Origin of the sequence: Nostoc sp. (assembly GCF_036917675.1) — a bacterium.
GTDB lineage: Bacteria > Cyanobacteriota > Cyanobacteriia > Cyanobacteriales > Nostocaceae > Nostoc.
The window spans coordinates 57,403-72,130 of the sequence record NZ_JBALCT010000001.1; the positions used below are offsets into that span (position 1 = coordinate 57,403).

The window sequence follows — 14,728 nt, forward strand, 5'->3', positions numbered from 1 at the left end:
GTAATTATCAAAAAACTGTATTAAACAATACGGTTTTTTGGGTAAAAATCAGCTATCAAAGGTCACGACACCAAGGCGGTGGCGTGGAGCGCTCACCGTAGGCGATACCTTCTCTACGAGAGGCTACGCTAACGGTGAGCTTCTCGTAGAGACGCTTCTCCTGACAAAGACGCTTCGCTAACGCGAATCCTAACGCAGAATTTTTCGGTCTACTGACATTGTTCTAGTACTGATGAATCGCCATACTGTACTGTGTAGATAGTAGTTGCAAGGTAGATAACTAGAGATGATTGCTGGTGTTATTCGACCTCTAAATTTGGTAGTTGGTTTGCTGCTATCTTGTTGTTTCTTGCTTACAAGCTGTCATCCGACACAGATGAAAAGCAAAGCATCTCAAGTAGCTCAATTAGTTCTAGTTTCCCTAAATGACCCGACTACTTTTAACTATGCCATTAATGACTCTCCATATAGTGTTTTTTCTTTAATTTACAAGGGATTGATCGATGAGAATGTTATAACTACCAACTTGGAGCCGGCACTGGCAGAATCGTGGTCAATATCTGCTGATCAAAAGCGAATTATTTTTACCTTAAAAACAGGGTTGAAATGGTCAGATGGTGAACCTCTCACGGCAGATGATGTAGTCTTTACCTATCGGGACATTTATCTGAATAAAAAAATTCCTACTTTATATAGAGATTTTTTGCGTATTGGCAACACAGAAACTTTCCCGTCAGTGAAGAAACTAGATGAGCGGCGAGTTGAGTTTACTTTTGTGGAACCTTTTGCCCCTTTTTTGAGATACGCTGAAAAACTAGCAATTTTGCCATCTCATGCCTTGCGTTCTTCTGTACTATCCAATGATGCCAATGGTAATCCTCAGTTTCTCTCAATGTGGGGAACCAATACTGATCCGCAAAAAATTATCTCCAATGGGCCTTACCAAATAGAAAGCTATACTCCTGCTGAACGGGTAATTTTACGACGCAACCCCTATTACTGGCGCAAAGATGTTCAAAGACATCCTCAGCCTTATATTCAACGGATTGTCTGGCAAATTATTTCTTCTACAGAAAATCAGTTACAAAGATTTCGCTCAGGGGAACTGGATACTTTGAATGTGACACCAGCAGTATTTGGGTTACTCAAGAAAGAGGAAAAGCGAGGAAAATTCATTATTTACAATGGTGGACCTACCGCAGGTTTTAGCTTTATGGGTTTCAATCTCAACCGAGCTATTAATTCCAAAGGTAAGCCTTTTATAGACCCAATCAAATCTCGATGGTTTAATAACTTAGTTTTTAGGCAAGCAGTTGCCTATGCAATTGACCGCAACCGAATTAAAACTAATATCTATCGCGGTTTAGGTGAAATACAACATTCGTCAATTGCTATTCAAAGTCCCTATTACTTGTCCCCAGCAGCAGGGTTAAAAGTTTATGATTATAATCCCCAGAGAGCTAGGCAGATGTTGTTAAAGGCTGGTTTTAGGTACAACTCCCAAAAAGAACTGTTAGACCAAGATGGAAATCGGGTGCAATTCAATATCTTGGTGAAATCGGAAGATCAATCAAGAATCGATGCCGCAGTTCAAATCCAACAAGACTTCAGTCAAATTGGTATCAAAGCAGATATGGAGGTAGTCAGTTTTAACATAGTATTGCAAAAGCTTCTCTCTCGTCGAGATTGGGATTGTTATGTCGGTGCGTTTGGTGTTCCTGGTGCAGATGTTGAACCTAATCTTCTATCTTTATTTTGGACTAGTCAAGGCTCATTTCATCAGTTCAACCAAGGTGCTTTACCAGGAAAACCCCCATTCCAAGGATGGGTAGTTTCTGAATGGGAGAGAGAAATTGACAGTCTTTTTGGCGCCGGATTCAAAGAACTAGACCAGAGCAAGCGCAAGGCGATTTATGACAGATTTCAGCAAATCGTTGCTGAACAGTTGCCGATATTCTGCCTTGTGAATCCAATCTCGTTTCAGGCGGTGCGTGAACGTGTCAATCCCATCAAGTTTTCTGCCTTGGGGTCAGCTTTTTGGAATATTGATGAACTGAAAATCACAGAAAATAATTCCAATCAGAGATTTAAGGCATCATAACTAATTCATAATTCGTATAGATCACCGTCAATAACTTGCAACTCTTTTAGTAGCTCCCTTGCAGTTTTCCCGCAGACAGCAAGGGAAATTTCGTCATCTGTCCTAGCGCCGTCAAAACCGCAGCCTAACATTTGACGAGTCAGGCTTGAACATCAGTGAGAAAACCTCTGGACTCTACCCAAGACTTGCGATGCCTAGATTGGGCTGCACCTACGCAAATTGCCTGTCACTCATACTCTTACTCAAGTGTTGAGTACAAAGTTTTTTTTCACCACCGCCAAGCGTTTGAGGTTATATAAGCGTTAGCCTAAGAAGAAGTCTTTTTTAGGGATTTCTAGGAAACTAGTAAATAACTATATAATGAAAAACTTTCAGGAGGAGCGATAGTGAGCCTACAAACTCTCGTTGACCAAGCCACCATCCCCCCAGATTCAGGGTCAGCATCCAGTCCCTTTGATGCAGATAGCTTTAATGAAGCTGTTATGTCCACCTACGCGCGGTTTCCCTTAGCCCTAGAACGGGGTGCTGGATGCCGGGTTTGGGATACACAGGGGCGAGAATATCTGGACTTTGTGGCGGGAATTGCCACTTGTACTTTAGGACACGCCCACCCAGCTATGGTAGAAGCGGTGACACGCCAAATCCAGAAGCTGCACCATGTCTCTAATTTGTACTACATTCCTGAGCAAGGTGAATTGGCAAAATGGATCGTTGATCATTCCTGTGCCGATCGCGTATTTTTCTGCAACTCTGGAGCTGAAGCTAACGAAGCCGCTATTAAACTGGCGCGGAAATATGCCCACACAGTATTAGACATTGAAAAACCGATTATTTTAACCGCCCATGCCAGTTTTCACGGACGGACTTTAGCGACCGTTACCGCCACGGCACAACCGAAGTATCAAAAGCATTTTGATCCCTTGGTTCCTGGGTTCCACTACGTAAATTACAACGATATTAATGCTGTGGAAGTGGCGATTAGCGAGTTGGATGAAGGTGATTATCGGGTAGCGGCGATTCTGATCGAGCCATTGCAGGGAGAAGGCGGTGTGCGTCCCGGAGATATTGCCTATTTCAAAAAGCTCCGGCAGATTTGCGACGAAACTGGCGTTTTATTGATTTTCGATGAAGTGCAAGTTGGCATGGGGCGCAGTGGCAAGTTATGGGGTTACGAACATCTCGGCGTTGAACCGGATATTTTCACCAGTGCCAAAGGCTTAGGTGGCGGTATTCCCATCGGTGCAATGATGAGCAAGAAATTCTGTGATGTTTTTCAACCAGGGGAACACGCCAGCACCTTTGGCGGGAATCCTTTTGTGTGTGGTGTGGCACTCAGTGTCTGCCAGACATTAGAGCGGGAAAATATTTTGCAGAATGTGGAAGACAGGGGTGAACAATTGCGAACTGGATTGAGAGCGATCGCAGCAAAATATCCTCAGCACGTTGGGGAAGTTCGCGGTTGGGGTTTAATCAACGGTTTGGAGTTGCGAGCCGACATTGGGCTAACCGCAGCCGATATCGTCAATGCTGCGATCAACGAGGGCGTATTGCTTGTACCCGCAGGGCCAAAAGTAGTTCGGTTTGTGCCACCGCTAATTGTCACAGAGCCGGAAGTAAACACTGCCTTGCAAGCTGTGGAAAAGGCGATCGCAACTCTCACAAAGTCAACTTAAGTTAAAAGGGCGGTTAGAAACCGCGTCTACACAGGCAAAACCCGCCTGCGCGGGTTAAAAAACCTTAATTTTCTCTTAGTCCAGGTAGCTGTAGCTCTTGTTTGTGTAGCTGCGAATTCTATTCGCCTTTTTCATTCTGAGGAAATTTCCCGATAAGCTTGGCGACACTGTTCATAATTGTCTGGGAAAATCTCGGCATTACCAAAACATAATTGCTCATGAGTGGTAATTAAAGTTTCATAAGGCTGTATGGGAGTCACAGACGATCGCAGCAATTGTAGATATTCTCCATCTGTGCGGCTGAGTTTGTGAGGTGCGATGGCGTTTTGATCCAACTGCTGCAACATCGCTAAATAGACACAACGGCAAGCCTCACGGTAGTTACCTTGACGGTAAAATTGTTGCGATCGCTCCAACAAAAGGGCTATGGATGACTCACTAGAGCGAGTTTTTACGCGAAAATCAGTGAGATTGCCAGTTTTATTCAGCCAAGAATATACATAAGGACTGAATTCTCGCCATAATCGCCAACCCACCCAAGCTATAAATAAGCCTATTACCAGCCAAAATAGGAATTTCAGCAACTCACCAAGCCTTGGGCTAATCGACCATCCAGTAAGCAATTCTGGCAAACCGCGTTCAAAGCGGTAAAACTGGTATTCCCACCATTCTCCCGCTTGTTGTTGAAATTGAGAAAGCTGCCAACTCCAGCTAGTTTTTTCAAAAGTATCTGTCATAGGGGGTAATGGGGAGTGGGGAGTGGGGAGTGGGGAGCAGGGGAAGCAGGGGAAGAAGAACTATTGATTATTGACCAATGCCCAATGCCCAACGCCCAATGCCCAATGCCCCATGCCCCATGCCCCATAACTATTGACTATTGACTACTGACTCTTTTTTTATCACTATCGAGCCGATAACAATAAGTAGCGCACCGAATGCAAGAAATCCTAGATCCCAAATTAACTGATTTGGGCCTGGTTTCACATGATGGATACCGAGAATTTGGTGGTCAATTAAACCTTCAACAAAGTCAAACAACCCAGTTCCAATCACTATTGACCCAATAAAGGTTTGTAATGACCAAGGAACATCATCACGCCCTCCTGCACGCCATAGCAACACAATTCCTACCACGGTGAATACCCAATCCAAGGCATGAAATAACCCATCCCATACCATGTTCAAATCTATATTCGTCGTGTTTGTCAGAGGTCGAATGCTACTGAGCATATGATGCCACTGGAGGAGCTGATGCAGTAATATTCCATCAAGAAATCCTCCAAGACCCACACCAAGACAAATTCCAGCAGTGATTAGCGGTGCGCGTCGGTTGAAGGTTTCACTTTTTGCCTCCATTGTCAACCTCATAGATAGGCTTTCTTACCAAAATACAACTCTTTTAGGAGAAATATCTTCTATCTTGAGGCAAGTACGATCATTCAAATCAAATATTATTTTCACGGTAACTGAAACTTTGGGCATTTGAAAACCCTAGTATAGTATATTGGTACACTAATTAATTGAAAGAAAGCCGTCGTAAAACGACGGGGCTTTAAACCCAATTTTTCGGTAATAAAAGCGATTCCTGGATAAAACAAAAAATTTATATGACTTCAGTTGATTCTAGCAAGCACAAAAAAGCTAAAGCCCTTAAACCTACAAGCCGCCGCCCTGCTAAAGAACTCTGTAGCGAGTGCGGACTATGCGATACATACTATATTCACTATGTCAAGGAAGCCTGCGCTTTTATTAATCAGCAAATAGGCGAACTTGAAGCAGAAACGCACACGCGATCGCGCCATCTCGATAATCCTGATGAACTCTACTTTGGTGTTCACCAAAACATGATAGCGGCGCGAAAACAGCAGCCCATTGAAGGCGCACAATGGACGGGTATTGTTAGCAGTATTGCCATTGAAATGCTCAATCGCGGCTTAGTTGAAGGTGTCGTCTGCGTGCAAAACACCAAAGAAGACCGCTTTCAACCTATGCCCATCATCGCCCGGACTCCAGAAGAAATACTAGCAGCACGGGTAAATAAACCAACACTTTCCCCGAATCTTTCCGTATTGGAACAGGTGGAAAAATCGGGGATGAAGCGGCTATTAGTAATTGGTGTTGGTTGCCAAATCCAGGCATTACGAGCCGTAGAAAAGCAACTTGGTTTAGAAAAGCTGTATGTTTTGGGTACGCCCTGCGTAGATAATGTTAACCGCGCCGGACTGCAAAAATTCTTAGAAACCACCAGCCGATCGCCTGATACAGTTGTGCATTATGAGTTCATGCAAGACTTCCGCGTTCACTTCAAACATGAGGATGGCTCATCAGAAACTGTACCTTTCTTTGGCTTGAAGACTAACCAACTTAAAGATGTCTTTGCCCCATCCTGTATGAGTTGTTTTGATTACGTTAACTCCCTAGCAGATTTAGTTGTTGGCTACATGGGCGCACCCTTTGGCTGGCAGTGGATTGTAGTTAGAAATGACACAGGTAAGGAAATGCTGGATTTGGTGAAAGACCAGTTAGATACTCAACCAGTGATGTCTAAAGGCAACCGGAAAGAAGCTGTACAGCAAAGTATTCCTGCTTACGATAAAGGCGTTACTCTCCCCATGTGGGCAGCAAAACTGATGGGTGTGGTAATTGAAAAAATCGGCCCCAAGGGTTTAGAATATGCGCGGTTTTCCATTGATTCTCACTTTACTCGAAATTATTTGTATGTGAAGCGGAATCATCCAGAGAAATTAGAAGCGCATGTTCCAGAGTTTGCCAAGCGTATTGTTGGGCAATATAAGTTACCAGAATAGAAAAGAATCTGGGGCATTGGGCATTGGGCATTGGGCATTGGGCACAAGAGGCTGAGTGGCAGGGCGCAGGGGGCAAGGGGGAGAATTAAAATTACCTCTTTCCCCTCTGCTCCCTACTCCCCATTCAGTCGCAACAAAGCACGAGCGATCGCTAATCTTTGCCATTGTCCCCGTGATAGATCAATCTCTATTTCACCTCGACAGGACTACACTTAACACCCAACTCCTAACCAATCTCTAACAATATCTTCAAAACACCCCGACTCTGAGCGTGTTCAAAAGCTGCAAGCCCTTCAATCAAGGGGTAGGTAGCATGAATCAGGGGTTGCACGTCAACTTGTCCTGTGGCTAGTAGCTGGAGGGCTGGGGGAAAGGGGCCACAACGAGAGCCGATGAGGGTGATTTCATCCACTACTAAAGAAGAGGCATCCAGACTGAGTTTGCCAGAATAAGTACTTTTAAGTACAAGCGTACCACGGGGACGTAGGGCGCGACGGGCGATCGCAAATCCTTCTGGATTGCCAGTACATTCTACTGAGATATCGAAATATCCATCTGTAACAGCGTCGGCTAGACTCGTTTTTATTCCCCGTACCTCTAAGTTGGCTAGTTTGTCTCGATGACGCCCCACAGCTAAGAGTTCACAGCCAGTTAGGGCTAATGTTTGGGCTACCAACTGCCCTAGTTTGCCATCTCCAACCACTAGCACTCGGTCATTTGGACGCAATGGTACTTGCTGCTGAATTTCCAAAGCTGCTGCTAAAGGTTCAGTAAATGTTGCTACTTCCGTTGACACATTATCAGGTACGAGATGCAAGTTCTCTATCGGTAAACAGAGATATTCACCAAAAGCTCCATTCCGGTTGACAATACCTAGAACTGTGCGATTTTCGCAGTGAGTTGGTTGTCCACTGCGACAAAACCGACAATGGCCACAGACAGCGTTGATTTCTCCAACTACGCGTTTGTTAACTAAGTGTTCTGGCCCTTGTTCCACGATGCCAACAAATTCATGACCTAAAATACCACTGTAAGGATAGTAGCCTCTGAGTAGTTCCAGGTCAGTGTTACAGATACCTGCACGCAAGACACGTACCAAGGCTTCTCCCGGTGGTGGTTCAGGAATGGCAATATCTGTGCGTAATTGCAACTGCTTGTTTTCGAGCCAAAGTCCTTTCATTTTTATTCAGTCCTTTGCCTAATATTTTGTCATACCATTTTCAAAAATTTTTCATCTCGTTCCCAGTCTCGGACTGGGAATGCCTATGTGCCTTGGTGTCAACTTAAGCCCAAACCCCTTTAAAATCTCGTTTACAGCCTCTGGCTGGAAATGCACCTCATTGCGCCTCTGCCGCAAGTTTTGAGGCGGAGCCTCACATAGTCTATGGGTGTCAATTTAACATTACGCTCTTGCTAGCAAACTTGCAATTTAGCACTACCTACCCTACCAAGGAGTTGCAGCAGGTTGGTCATTAATGTTAACCCAATAGCGGGTACACTGTGCTAAACCGTTTATATCGCCATAGGCTTCTGCCCAAAAACTCCATCCAGCATTAATACCAGTACCATCATGAAATTCTGCCATCCGATATCCAGAGGTACCACGAACGATTTGTCCTACCTGGTTGCATATATTATCTGCAACTGCTTGAGATGTTAATTGTTTTCCTTGTATATAGGGAATTACCAACACTGTACCACCAGACCAAGAGTTGTTAGTCGCACCGCCAGGACTGATAATGGACGGAGGTAAACCTGCTGGTGCAGGATCATTTGTCTTTTTAATGCAGAGCAGTGAACGATAGTCGTTGATATTAGTGTCGCCTTGATAAGGATCAGTGCCACCAAGTTGACCATTATCCGAACCAAACAAAACATAGGTTTTAGAGTTAAGCACTAGAGGCTTTCCGAACACTTTTCAGGTCATTGCTTTAGGGTTGGCTTGAGCCGCAGAAATTGAAACAGTCATCATCAATCCAACTGTTACAACACTTGTTGCAAAAATTTTGTGGAACATGGTATTTTTTTAGCTTTAGGACTTACGCACAAGTTACGGAATAACGAACCACAGAGGCGCAGAGGACACAGAGAAATCAGAGTTTGAGAGATATTTTGCGTAAGTCCTAAGCTTAAACAACGCCACATTTAAAATTACAACAAATTAGGTAATTTCTCATATCAGTAATGTAAAAATGCACGAGTGATACCGCTCCCGTCACGAGTGATACCGCTCCCATCACGAGTTAGACCGCTCCCATCACGAGTTAGACCGCTCCCATCACGAGTTAGACCGCTCCCATCACGAGTTAGACCGCTCCCATCACGAGTTAGACCGCTCCCGTCACGAGTTAGACCGCTCCCATCATGAGTTAGACCGCTCCCATCACGAGTGATACCGCTCCCGTCACGAGTTAGACCGCTCCCGTCATGAGTGATACCGCTCCCGTCACGAGTGATACCGCTCCCGTCACGAGTTAGACCGCTCCGATAGAAGCGATCGCATCCCTTGACTTTTAAGACAGTCGCTACAGATTTTTATTTTTAGGGCAAAACCTACGCAGTATTGCCCTAAAATTGATGGGTAAATAAGTTCAGCAAGATCAGAATACTTCATGCGGCGAGACTCGATATTTTACAAACTATTTCAACAATCTCCCACATTATTATTTGAATTATTAACTAATCCGCCGACAAATGCTAACGCTTATCGATTTGACTCAGTAGCAGTCAAAGAACCCAAATTTGAAATAGACGGCGTATTCCTCCCACCAGAAAATGCCGGTGCAGGAGTAGTGTATTTTTGTGAAGTCCAATTCCAAAAAGATGAACAGCTTTACGAAAGAGTATTTGCTGAGTCATCACTATATTTTTACCGCAACCGTGAGAGATTTAGCGATTGGCAGGTAGTCATCATTTACCCATCTCGCAGTTTGGAACAAAGCCAGATTCATCCCCATCGCTCATTGCTCAATGGCGGACAAGTGCATCGAATATACTTAGATGAATTGGGGGATATTCAGACCTTACCTTTATGGGTAGCGCTGATGGTATTAACGACAGTTAAGGAAGAAATTGCACCAGAACAAGCCAGGTATTTATTAACCAGAACTCGGCAAGAACTATCATCGCCCACAAGTCGCGCCATAATAGAGATGATCATAACGATTATGGTGTACAAGTTTGAGCAGTTAAGTCGAAGGGAGGTAGAGTCAATGCTGGGAATCACACTCCAGGAAACGCGAGTTTATCGGGAAATTAAGGAGGAAGGACGCGAGGAAGGACGCGAGGAAGGACGTGAGGAAGGACGCGAGGAAGCAACAGTTAATCTAGTTATGCGACTGTTAACAAAGCGATTTGGCGAACTGACTCCAGAAATGCGTTCCGCCATCAGTGGTTTATCTTTACCTGTTCTGGAAGACTTGAGTGAAGCACTGTTAGATTTTACCAGTGTGGCTGATTTGCAGTCGTGGTTAGAAGGGCGATAAGCCAGATCCTCTGTAGGTGCTGCTAAGATAGAAGCGATCGCATCGCTTGACTTTTAAGACAGTCGCTACAGAGTTGAAAGTGTAAAAAGTCTAAACTCAGAGCATCTGCTGTACCCGGTAAAAAACTAAGGAATCATCGCTACCTTAATAACCTGACGCGCCTTCATCTCACAAAACACCTGTTCTAAATCTTTTAATGGCCGCTGTTCACTAATAAGTAACTCAAAGGGAATTTTGCGACTAGCGATCAGTGCCAGCGCCTCCCGCACATACTTTGGTGTATTATGAAATACCCCTTTAATAGTAAGTTCGCTGTAATGTAACTGTTCTGTATTGACTGTAATGCTGGTATCCCGTGGACATCCACCGAATAAATTGACTGTTGCACCAGGACGGGCGCAAGCGATCGCAGTTTCCCAAACACTTGGTACACCAGTGGCTTCAATTACTACATCTGCGCCCCATCCTTGAGTGAGTTCTTTCACCACACTGGGAATATCTGGGATTCGATGATAATTAAAGGTCTGGATTGCACCCAATTTCTGACCAATTTCTAGCCTGTGGTTATTACCTCCCCACAACAAAACCTCAGCTTTCTCACTCAACGCCGCCACAAACATCAGCCCGATCGCCCCATCTCCTAAGACGACTACTTGATCTTTGGTTTTGACATCAGAACGCGCTACACCATGCAACACACAAGCTAAGGGTTCCGTCATCGCTGCCAATTCCCACGGCAACTCATCGGGAATCTGCAATAAATTATGCTGTACTATTGGTGCGGGAATCTTCAGGTATTCCGCAAAAGTTCCATTATTCCAGGTCAGATTCGGACATAATGAATACTCTTGGCGTTGACAAAAAAAGCACCGGCAGCATGGGGCGGAATTATTAGCGACAATGCGATCGCCTATTTGCCAATCAGTGACACCTGCACCCAAGGCAACTATTCGCCCAGCAGCTTCGTGACCAAACAGCGACGGCGGTTTCAGCATCTTGGCATGACCACCACGCCCCCAGACTTTCAAATCTGTACCACAAGTTGTTGCTACCCCCACCTGGATCACAACTTCGCCAGGCGCCGGAATGGGGTCAGCAACTTCCTCTAAGCGTAAATCTTCTTGACCATAAAGTAAGGCTGCTAACAAAGCTTTATACCTATCAATTAGCTCCATCCGATTTTATCAGTTGGAGCTAATTGATAGGTGTAAACTCGATTTTTATTAGGCTTGATATGTGGAAAAACTAGGTATTCACCACTGGGTGGGCAACCACTCCGGTGTTCCGAGTTTCCAGATTAGGCAAACGAGTAGCAGTTAATAGCGGTACTTCTTGTCGGCACGACAGGCAAAACCAATATAGTTCACCATGACGGGCATGACGCAGCAGGGAACCACCGCAACATGGGCAGGTGTTAGTTCTCGTACTCATACCAATGTGCTCCTTAAAAAAAGTTATTGTTTAAGCTGGATAAAAAAGCAGTTGATTAAAACTAGATTTTGGCAGCACGAATGCGGCCATTTGATTTTATGCGGTCTTTAATAATTTGTCTGTAAACAGCTTCATATCCGTTAACCATTTGGCTAACGCTAAAGTTGTTTTCCACATATTCTCGACAGGTTTGACGATTGAGTTCCAAAGCTAGTGGAATCATTGCCGCCATTTCTGTGTAGCTTTTGCAGATAAAACCTGTTTTATTGTGGGCAATCACTTCCGGTACAGAGCCTAAATTCATGGCAATCACTGGTGTACCAGTTGCCATTGATTCAATCATTACTAGGCCAAAAGGTTCTTGCCAGTTAATAGGGAAAAGAGTTATGGCAGCATTGCCCAGAAGTTCAGTCTTTTCGGCGTGGTTAATTTCGCCTAGATATTCGATTTGCTGACCATCTATCAGGGGGGCAATCTCTTGTTCAAAAAACTTAGAGTCTACTGGATCAACCTTTCCTGCCATCTTCAAGCGCCAACCACTCTGTTTCGCAATGGCGATCGCATGTTGTGGTCCTTTTTCTGGCGAAAAACGGCCTAAAAAGGCCAAATATGGAGGTGATGACGGTTGGGCTACGAATGGATAATCTGCTAGCTCAATTCCGTTATAAACTGTGCCAATATAATTGAGATCGATTTGACGCTGCGAGTTACTAATGCTGACGTATGGTTGCTTTTGGTGGTAACTAAATGCGTGACGGTTGTCCGTTGTAAACTTACCGTGCAGGGTGTGAACTGTAGAAGTTGCTGTAATCAAACTCGCTAAAGCTAATGCCGAAATCCCTACATGAGAATGGATAATATCGAATTGGGCAGCACTTTGGTAAACTTGGCTCAGTTCCAACATCTCGTACACTGCATACTCTTTGACATTTGGATCTAAGCGTAATGCCTGCGGAAAAACTGCTTCTAAGTGAGCTAAAGTTTGAGAATCGCCAGAGGCAAACAAAGTTACCTGATGACCGCGACGAACAAGTTCATCAGTCAAGCGACTCACGACCAATTCGATTCCTCCATAATTAGGAGGTGGAACCCTTTCCCATAAGGGGGCGACTTGAGCGATTTTCATAAGTTGTTTTGGTTCAGTCTATGAAATTGTCCTATATATAATGAGCTACATCATTATATTATGAGGAAAGAGGATTTGCACTTACTCTTTTGACATTTAAATTAACCTAACAGGCTACTAAAAGCGCAATAAGAGTTAACCCAACCGCAAATTTTCTACCGACAAATCTAATAGACTATCGGCAAAAGTCAACCTGGAGCTACCCTTCTAACCGTATAACTAATCTATTACTTGTTGCATCTGTCTTGGGGATCATAATGAGGTAAAATATTTTGTAGCAGAACTTACAAAATGGCAGAATTTGTAGCTGACAACACTAAAATATTCAACGGGATCAAGTAATTAAAGCTGCGTTTAAACGTAATTGGGAAATGGAACAGAAATTATAAGCATTAAGTAATTGTACAAAAACTACATAACGTGTAATTAGTAATTTACAAAAATTCTGATAACTAACGAATGAAAATCGCTACTTGGAACGTCAACTCAATTCGCACTCGCCTCGAACAGGTTATCGATTGGTTAACCCTGAATCCTGTTGATGTTCTCTGCTTGCAAGAAACCAAAGTTGTGGATGCCGAGTTTCCGCGATCGCCTTTTGAGCAGTTAGGCTATAACCTTTATATATCAGGACAAAAATCTTATAATGGTGTAGCCCTGATTAGTCGCCAGCCACTCCTAGACGTAAGTAGCGGGTTTCGGGCGATTTTGCCCGATTTACACCACGAATGGGATGACCAAAAGCGGGTGATTACAGGTGTAATTGATGGTGTTCGGATTGTGAACTTATATGTTCCCAATGGCGCAGCAGTCGGAACTGAAAAATACGAATACAAACTGCGCTGGTTGACAGCGTTACACGAGTATTTGCGGTTGCTCGTGCTGTCAGAACCGGCAATTTGTGTGTGCGGAGACTTCAACATCGCACTGGAAGACAAGGATATTCACGAGCAAGTGAGTACAGAAAATCATATTATGGCAACAGAAGCAGAGCGCCAAGCCTTACGGGCTATTCTGAAATTGGGATTTGCCGATGCTTTTCGCAAATTCACTACAGAAGGCGGAAATTTTAGCTGGTGGGATTATCGCGCCGCCGCCTTCCGTCGCAACTTAGGTTGGCGGATTGACCATCACTATCTTACACCCGTGCTATATGAGCGTGCTAAAAGTTGCATCATTGATGTCGCACCCAGAAAATTAACCCAACCCAGCGACCATGTGCCGGTAATTGTGGAATTTTGAATTGGGCATTGGTTCATCATAATTCGTAATTCGTAATTGAATAGGGGTTAATACTCCCGTTTATATAGGAACGTGGATTAAATAAAATGTAAAACTTCATCCTGTCTCACTATCCCTCTCCAATATATCGGAGAGGGATTGAGGGTGAGGTAAGCCAGGGATATAAATTGTATGTTATTTAATTCTTATTCCATAGCGGTTCTCAATTGCATGGAATACAGACCTAACAAGAACATCTGTAGAGCGACGAATTATTTGACCAAAACGGCAGATTATTTGTCACCAATTAAAATCCTTGTGCTAAAGATCCAGCGACTCTTCAATGTTCCGGTCAATCATACCAAAGTTGAGCATCAGATGCGCCATTGCGCGGTTGCGATGCCCTGTACTCCGTTCTGAGGTAAAAACTGAAATGTCAACGAACACGTCGCGGCCAATATATCGCTGGAACATATTTAGCATTCGGTTGAGGCGTTCGCTTGGGCCGGAACCTCTGATTAAGCTGGTGGTAGCGATCGCTCCAGGATTTACCATTGGATTATAAGGTCGCTTCGATTGTTCATCCAAAATAATCGCGTTGAATGCATCCCCCGTCAGTTCCACGCCAACTCTAGTCAAAACATAATCCAACCCATCATCTTCTAAGGCAAGTCCATAAGCAAACACCTTGGAAATTGACTGAATGGTAAAGAGTTGTTCCCAGTCCCCAACTTTGTAAACCTCACCATCTACTGTCACAATACAAATGCTGAACAAGTCCGGGTTTACTTTTGCCAGTTCGGAAATGTATTTTGCGACTGCACAGTTGCAAAGATTTTTGAAAAGACAGCTTGCTCTAAAAAATCATCCTTAAGTAATTACTT

General features: G+C 44.1%; 14 protein-coding genes and 1 pseudogene. 6 read left to right on the forward strand and 9 right to left on the reverse strand.

Features of this window, described 5'->3' with window-relative positions; translation table 11 throughout:
* The first annotated feature begins 286 nt into the window (after positions 1–286).
* Both V7K31_RS00265 and V7K31_RS00270 read left to right on the forward strand, forming a co-directional pair.
* Positions 287–2,101 (forward strand): ABC transporter substrate-binding protein, encoded by a 1,815-nt coding sequence (locus tag V7K31_RS00265; RefSeq protein WP_335091892.1) that lies wholly within the window; start codon positions 287–289, stop codon positions 2,099–2,101.
* 386 nt (positions 2,102–2,487) lie between these two features.
* Entirely contained in the window at positions 2,488–3,774 is a 1,287-nt protein-coding gene (locus tag V7K31_RS00270; RefSeq protein WP_335091894.1) for an aspartate aminotransferase family protein, read from the forward strand.
* Between the two features lie 131 nt (positions 3,775–3,905).
* Here the strand turns inward: V7K31_RS00270 and V7K31_RS00275 are convergent, their stop codons facing one another.
* Positions 3,906–4,511 (reverse strand): DUF4129 domain-containing protein, encoded by a 606-nt coding sequence (locus tag V7K31_RS00275; RefSeq protein ID WP_335091895.1) that lies wholly within the window; start codon positions 4,509–4,511, stop codon positions 3,906–3,908.
* A 15-nt stretch (positions 4,512–4,526) separates the two neighbouring features.
* Between V7K31_RS00275 and V7K31_RS00280 the strand changes: the two genes are divergently transcribed.
* A complete protein-coding gene (locus tag V7K31_RS00280) occupies positions 4,527–4,655 on the forward strand; it encodes a histidine kinase (protein ID WP_335091896.1) in 129 nt (42 codons plus the stop codon).
* Here V7K31_RS00280 and V7K31_RS00285 read toward each other — a convergent pair.
* Positions 4,642–5,130: a DUF2243 domain-containing protein gene (locus tag V7K31_RS00285; RefSeq protein WP_335091897.1), complete on the reverse strand. Its 489-nt coding sequence runs from the start codon at positions 5,128–5,130 to the stop codon at positions 4,642–4,644. The two genes, V7K31_RS00280 and V7K31_RS00285, sit on opposite strands and share 14 nt — an antisense overlap.
* Before the next feature lie 251 nt (positions 5,131–5,381).
* On the opposite strand from V7K31_RS00285, the gene V7K31_RS00290 reads away from it, so the two are divergent.
* Positions 5,382–6,581, forward strand: coding sequence for a Coenzyme F420 hydrogenase/dehydrogenase, beta subunit C-terminal domain (locus tag V7K31_RS00290; protein WP_335091898.1), 1,200 nt, complete (start codon positions 5,382–5,384; stop codon positions 6,579–6,581).
* Here V7K31_RS00290 and V7K31_RS00295 read toward each other — a convergent pair.
* The 3 genes from V7K31_RS00295 to V7K31_RS00305 form a co-directional block, all read right to left on the reverse strand.
* Entirely contained in the window at positions 6,570–6,746 is a 177-nt protein-coding gene (locus V7K31_RS00295; protein WP_335091900.1) for a hypothetical protein, read from the reverse strand. The genes V7K31_RS00290 and V7K31_RS00295 overlap by 12 nt on opposite strands.
* A 61-nt stretch (positions 6,747–6,807) precedes the next feature.
* The gene (locus V7K31_RS00300; protein ID WP_335091902.1) at positions 6,808–7,761 is read right to left on the reverse strand and encodes an MDR/zinc-dependent alcohol dehydrogenase-like family protein; all 954 of its coding nucleotides are present in this window, start codon (positions 7,759–7,761) and stop codon (positions 6,808–6,810) included.
* Positions 7,762–8,025: 264 nt separating this feature from the next.
* Positions 8,026–8,478 carry a hypothetical protein gene (locus tag V7K31_RS00305; protein WP_335091903.1) on the reverse strand — a complete coding sequence of 151 codons (453 nt, stop codon included), beginning with the start codon at positions 8,476–8,478 and terminating at the stop codon, positions 8,026–8,028.
* A gap of 715 nt (positions 8,479–9,193) precedes the next feature.
* On the opposite strand from V7K31_RS00305, the gene V7K31_RS00310 reads away from it, so the two are divergent.
* Positions 9,194–10,066: an Rpn family recombination-promoting nuclease/putative transposase gene (locus V7K31_RS00310; RefSeq protein WP_335091905.1), complete on the forward strand. Its 873-nt coding sequence runs from the start codon at positions 9,194–9,196 to the stop codon at positions 10,064–10,066.
* A 125-nt stretch (positions 10,067–10,191) separates the two neighbouring features.
* Here the strand turns inward: V7K31_RS00310 and V7K31_RS00315 are convergent, their stop codons facing one another.
* From V7K31_RS00315 to V7K31_RS00325, 3 genes are all read right to left on the reverse strand, one after another.
* On the reverse strand, positions 10,192–11,214 hold the full coding sequence (locus V7K31_RS00315; RefSeq protein WP_335091955.1) for a zinc-dependent alcohol dehydrogenase: 1,023 nt from the start codon (positions 11,212–11,214) through the stop codon (positions 10,192–10,194).
* Positions 11,215–11,311: 97 nt separating this feature from the next.
* The gene (locus tag V7K31_RS00320) at positions 11,312–11,497 is read right to left on the reverse strand and encodes a hypothetical protein (protein ID WP_335091906.1); all 186 of its coding nucleotides are present in this window, start codon (positions 11,495–11,497) and stop codon (positions 11,312–11,314) included.
* 61 nt (positions 11,498–11,558) lie between these two features.
* Positions 11,559–12,623: a glycosyltransferase family 4 protein gene (locus V7K31_RS00325; protein ID WP_335091907.1), complete on the reverse strand. Its 1,065-nt coding sequence runs from the start codon at positions 12,621–12,623 to the stop codon at positions 11,559–11,561.
* Between the two features lie 459 nt (positions 12,624–13,082).
* Here V7K31_RS00325 and xth point away from each other — a divergent pair, with 459 nt between their 5' ends.
* Positions 13,083–13,865, forward strand: a complete 783-nt coding sequence (gene xth / locus V7K31_RS00330; RefSeq protein ID WP_335091908.1) for an exodeoxyribonuclease III — start codon at positions 13,083–13,085, stop codon at positions 13,863–13,865.
* 303 nt (positions 13,866–14,168) lie between these two features.
* On the opposite strand, the pseudogene V7K31_RS00335 reads toward xth, so the two are convergent.
* A pseudogene (locus V7K31_RS00335) lies at positions 14,169–14,663 on the reverse strand (glutaminase); the annotation flags it as partial.
* Between the last annotated feature and the right edge of the window lie 65 nt (positions 14,664–14,728).

Excerpts from the sequence above, each read along its gene's own strand:
- V7K31_RS00300 (WP_335091902.1), bottom strand. The coding sequence starts at position 7,761 with ATGAAAGGACTTTGGCTCGAAAACAAGCAGTTGCAATTACGCACAGAT.
- V7K31_RS00295 (WP_335091900.1), bottom strand. The coding sequence starts at position 6,746 with ATGGCAAAGATTAGCGATCGCTCGTGCTTTGTTGCGACTGAATGGGGA.
- V7K31_RS00285 (WP_335091897.1), bottom strand. The coding sequence starts at position 5,130 with ATGGAGGCAAAAAGTGAAACCTTCAACCGACGCGCACCGCTAATCACT.
- V7K31_RS00265 (WP_335091892.1), top strand. The coding sequence starts at position 287 with ATGATTGCTGGTGTTATTCGACCTCTAAATTTGGTAGTTGGTTTGCTG.
- V7K31_RS00320 (WP_335091906.1), bottom strand. The coding sequence starts at position 11,497 with ATGAGTACGAGAACTAACACCTGCCCATGTTGCGGTGGTTCCCTGCTG.
- V7K31_RS00290 (WP_335091898.1), top strand. The coding sequence starts at position 5,382 with ATGACTTCAGTTGATTCTAGCAAGCACAAAAAAGCTAAAGCCCTTAAA.
- xth (WP_335091908.1), top strand. The coding sequence starts at position 13,083 with ATGAAAATCGCTACTTGGAACGTCAACTCAATTCGCACTCGCCTCGAA.
- V7K31_RS00325 (WP_335091907.1), bottom strand. The coding sequence starts at position 12,623 with ATGAAAATCGCTCAAGTCGCCCCCTTATGGGAAAGGGTTCCACCTCCT.
- V7K31_RS00275 (WP_335091895.1), bottom strand. The coding sequence starts at position 4,511 with ATGACAGATACTTTTGAAAAAACTAGCTGGAGTTGGCAGCTTTCTCAA.
- V7K31_RS00310 (WP_335091905.1), top strand. The coding sequence starts at position 9,194 with ATGCGGCGAGACTCGATATTTTACAAACTATTTCAACAATCTCCCACA.